General features: G+C 73.0%; 4 protein-coding genes. 3 read left to right on the forward strand and 1 reads right to left on the reverse strand.

What is annotated here, in order from left to right; translation table 11 throughout:
- The coding region (locus GKQ77_RS29115) for a DoxX family protein (protein ID WP_219692057.1) at positions 1-386 on the forward strand (386 nt) is incomplete at its 5' end.
- Positions 387-453: 67 nt separating this feature from the next.
- Here the strand turns inward: GKQ77_RS29115 and GKQ77_RS29120 are convergent.
- Entirely contained in the window at positions 454-936 is a 483-nt protein-coding gene (locus GKQ77_RS29120; RefSeq protein ID WP_219692059.1) for an RNA-binding S4 domain-containing protein, read from the reverse strand.
- Between the two features lie 143 nt (positions 937-1079).
- Here GKQ77_RS29120 and GKQ77_RS29125 point away from each other — a divergent pair, with 143 nt between their 5' ends.
- Both GKQ77_RS29125 and GKQ77_RS29130 read left to right on the forward strand, forming a co-directional pair.
- Positions 1080-2438, forward strand: coding sequence for a M20/M25/M40 family metallo-hydrolase (locus GKQ77_RS29125; RefSeq protein ID WP_219692061.1), 1359 nt, complete (start codon positions 1080-1082; stop codon positions 2436-2438).
- Positions 2439-2524: 86 nt separating this feature from the next.
- Positions 2525-3985 carry a YfcC family protein gene (locus GKQ77_RS29130; protein WP_258022159.1) on the forward strand — a complete coding sequence of 487 codons (1461 nt, stop codon included), beginning with the start codon at positions 2525-2527 and terminating at the stop codon, positions 3983-3985.
- The last annotated feature ends 7 nt before the right edge of the window (positions 3986-3992 follow it).

Raw genomic sequence — 3992 nt, forward strand, 5'->3', positions numbered from 1 at the left:
CCCCCCGTGGCCGTGGCGCCCGCATAGCGCTGCGCACCCTCCAGGTGTTCCTCGGAGTGTTCTTCGCCGTCGCGAGCGGGGTGCCCAAGCTGATCGCGCACCCCACCGCCGCGGAGTCCTTCGACAAGCTCGGCTGGGGCGCCCCCGGCATGTACACCATCGGCGCGCTGGAACTGCTCGGCGGGATCGCGCTGTTGGTCCCGCTGCTCTCCTCGGTCGCCGCGACGGCGTTCATCGGCCTGATGGCCGGCGCGTTCATCGTGACGGTCACGCAGTTCGGCGGGGAGAACGCGGCGACGCCGCTGATCCTGATCCTGCCGCTGGCGTGGATCGCGTGGGCGCGGCGCGACGAGACGGCGAAGCTGATCGCCCGCCTCCGGGGGTGAGCCCCAGCCCCTCGGGGACCCGGCGCGGCCTCCGGGGCCCGCGCGGCCCCCGGCGACCGGTGGCCCGCTAGCCCTCCATGCCCCGCAGGCGTTCCATCTCGCGGCGGTCCCGCTTCGTGGGGCGGCCCATGCCCCGGTCGCGGATGCCCGCCGGGGCCACGGCCTCGCGCGGCGGGGGCGGCGGGCTGTTGTCGACGTACGCCTCGACGGCGACCGGCGCGCCGACGCGCTTGCGGAGCACGCGCTTGACGATGACGATCCGCTCCCGGCCGCCCGCCTCCCGCAGCCGCACCTCGTCGCCCACGCGGACACCGTGCGCGGGCTTGACGCGCACGCCGTTGACCCGCACATGGCCGCCCTTGCAGGCGGCGGCGCCCATCGAGCGCGTCTTGACGAGGCGGACCGACCAGATCCAGCTGTCGACCCGCACCGAGCCCTCGCCGGTGTTCCCCGCACCGGTGTTCCCCGCCGCGCCGCCCGCCGGAGCACCGCCCGCCGACGCGCCGCCCGCCGCGCGGACCGTGCCGCCTCCTGAAGTCTGCGAAGCCATGCCCCGACCATAGTCCGGCTCCGCCGCGCCGCGCCCGCCTCCCGGCGAGCCGTCCGGAATCCGCTGACCCCCGCCGTCGATAATCCGGACCTATCGCAACAAACCGGTCCGCACATGTCGTACGACTCCCAGGGGTGCTGCCCATGACGTCATTCGAAGCCACCGTCGACGGTCTGATGGGCGGGCTGCGGGCCGACCTCGAACGGCTCGCCGCGATCCCCTCGATCGCCTTCCCCGGGTTCCCGGCCGCCCCGGTCGAGCAGGCCCACGACCTGGTGGCCGCGCTGCTGCGCGACGCAGGTGTCCCGAGCGTCGAGCGGCTCGACCTGCCGGACACCGCCCCCGTGGTCTACGGCGAGATCCCGGCCCCGGTGACCGGCGCGCCGACCGTCCTGCTCTACGCCCACTACGACGTGCAGCCCCCGGGCGACGAGGCGCTGTGGAGATCGCCGCCTTTCGAGCCGACCGCCGTCGAGGGCGGCCTGCGCGCCCGGGGCATCGCGGACGACAAGTGCAACGTCATCGCGCACCTGGGGATGTTGCGGGCCTTCGCGGGGCGGCCACCGGTCGGCGTCAAGATCGTCATCGAGGGGCAGGAGGAGTACGGCAGCGCCTTCGACGACTATCCGCCCACCGACCCGCGGCGGTTCGCCTGCGACGCCATGGTCATCGCCGACCTCGGCAACCTCCGCCCGGGCACCCCCACCCTCACCACCGGCCTGCGCGGCGCCTGCGAGCTGGTGGTGGAGGTCCGCACCCTCGACGAACCGCGCCACAGCGGCGGCTTCGGCGGCGCGGCGCCCGACGCGCTGCTCGTGCTCCTGAAGGCGCTCGGCACCCTCCATGACGTGCACGGGGATGTCGCGGTCGCGGGGCTGCGACGCGAGGAGTGGAGCGGGACGACGTACACGGAAGAGGAGTTCCGCGCGCTCGCGGGTGTGTGCGAGGGCGTGCCGCTGATCGGCAGCGGCAGCCTCGGCGAGCGGCTGTGGAGCGGGCCCGCGATCACCGTGACCGGTCTGGACGCGCCGAGCGTCGACCATGGCGCCTCCGCTGTCGTGCCGTATGCCCGCGCCAAGCTGAACCTGCGGTTCCACCCCCGGCAGGACCCGAAGGAGGCACAGGCCAAGCTGGTCGCCCACCTGCGTTCGCTCAAGCCCTTCGGCGTCCCGCTCACCGTCACCCCCGGCGACTCCGGACCCGGCTACGAGGCCGCCACCGGCGGGCCCGCCTACCGCGCCGCACGCGCCGCGCTCAAGGAGGCGTGGGGCGCGGACGCCTCGTACGTCGCGACCGGCGGTTCGATTCCGCTGGTCAACGGTCTCGCCGCGGCGGTGCCCGACGCGGAAGTGCTGCTCTTCGGCGCCCAGGACGGCATGTGCAACCTGCACGCCCCGAACGAGCGCGTCCTCTTCTCCGAGCTGCGCAACACCGTCGTCGCCCTGTGCGCCTTCGTACGGGAGTACGCGGCGGGCTTCCGTACGGAAGGCGGTGCGGTGTGAGTGCCACCGAGACGCCGGTCGGCGGTGACCCGGCCGAAGGGCCCTCGGGCGAGCGGGGCAAGCGGAAGTTCACCTTTCCCAGCGCGCTGACGGTACTCGCCGTCGTCACCGTCGCCGTCTGGCTGCTCGCCTTCCTCATCCCCTCCGGGCAGTACGACCGGAACGACTCCGGCGCCCCCGTCGAAGGCACCTACCACCGCGTCGACTCCGGCCAGTCCTTCGTCGACCGCCTCAACGACCTGTTCCTGGCGCCCGTCAACGGCCTCTACGGCATCCAGGACGAGAAGACCGCGTTCGTCGCCCCCGACAACGTGGGCGCCCTGTACGGCAGCGCGGGCGTGTTCCTCTTCGTGCTTGCCATCGGGGCCTTCATCACCGTCGTCTTCGCCACCGGCGCCCTCGACCGGGGCATCGGGCGGCTCGCGCACCGGCTGCGGGAGCGCGGGGCGCTGCTGATCGCCGGGGTCATGGTCGTCTTCTCCGTACTCGGCACCGTCGAGGGCTTCGCCGAGGAGACGCTCGGCTTCTACGGACTGATCGTGCCGCTGATGCTCGCCCTCGGCTACGACCGCATGACCGCCGTCGGCGTCATCATCCTCGGCGCGGGCGTCGGCGTGCTGTGCTCGACGGTGAACCCCTTCGCGACGGGCGTGGCCTCCTCCGCCGCCGACATCTCCCTCGGCGACGGCATCGTGCTGCGCTTCGCCATGTGGATCGTGCTCACCGCGGTCACGGTGGCGTACGTCATCCGCTACGCCACGCGCGTGCGGCGCGACCCGGAGCGCTCCCTTTCGGGGTTCCTGCCGGGCGACCGGGACCGCGAGCGGGCCGCGGCGGGCGTGAGCGAGGTGCCGGAGCTGACCCGGCTGCACAAGACCGTGCTCGTCGCGACGGCGCTCGTCTTCGCCTTCATGATCTTCTCGGTGGTGCCCTGGTCGAGCGCGCTCACCGGCGACGCCGACGCCACCCCGTACGGCTTCGAACTCGGCTGGTCCTTCCCGCAGCTGGCGGCGCTCTTCCTCTGCGCGGCCGTCCTCGTCGGGCTCGTCGCGCGGATGGGGGAGCAGCGGCTCAGCTCGACGATCATCCAGGGCGCGGCCGACTTCGTCTCGCCCGCGCTTGTCATCCTGCTGGCCCGCGGCGTCACGACGATCATGAACAACTCGAAGATCACGGACACCGTCCTGCACTCCATCGAGGGCGTGGTGAAGGGGACGTCCTCCGGCCTCTTCGCGGTCATCGTCTTCGTCGTGAACCTCCCGCTCGCCTTCCTGATCCCCTCCACCTCCGGCCACGCCACGCTCGCCATGCCGATCCTCGCCCCGCTCGCCGACTTCGCCGGCGTCCCGCGCGCGGTCGTCGTGACGGCCTGGCAGGCGGCCAGCGGCTGGATGAACCTGTGGGTGCCGACGACGGCGGTGACCATCGGCGGCGTGGCGCTGGCGAAGGTCGGCTACGACAGGTACCTGCGGTTCGTGTGGCCGCTGCTAGCGGTGCTGTTCCTGCTGATCTGCGGGTTCGTGGCGCTGGGGGCGGTGCTGACCTGAGGCGGGG

This window comes from Streptomyces anatolicus (assembly GCF_019400875.1).
Lineage (GTDB): Bacteria > Actinomycetota > Actinomycetes > Streptomycetales > Streptomycetaceae > Streptomyces > Streptomyces anatolicus.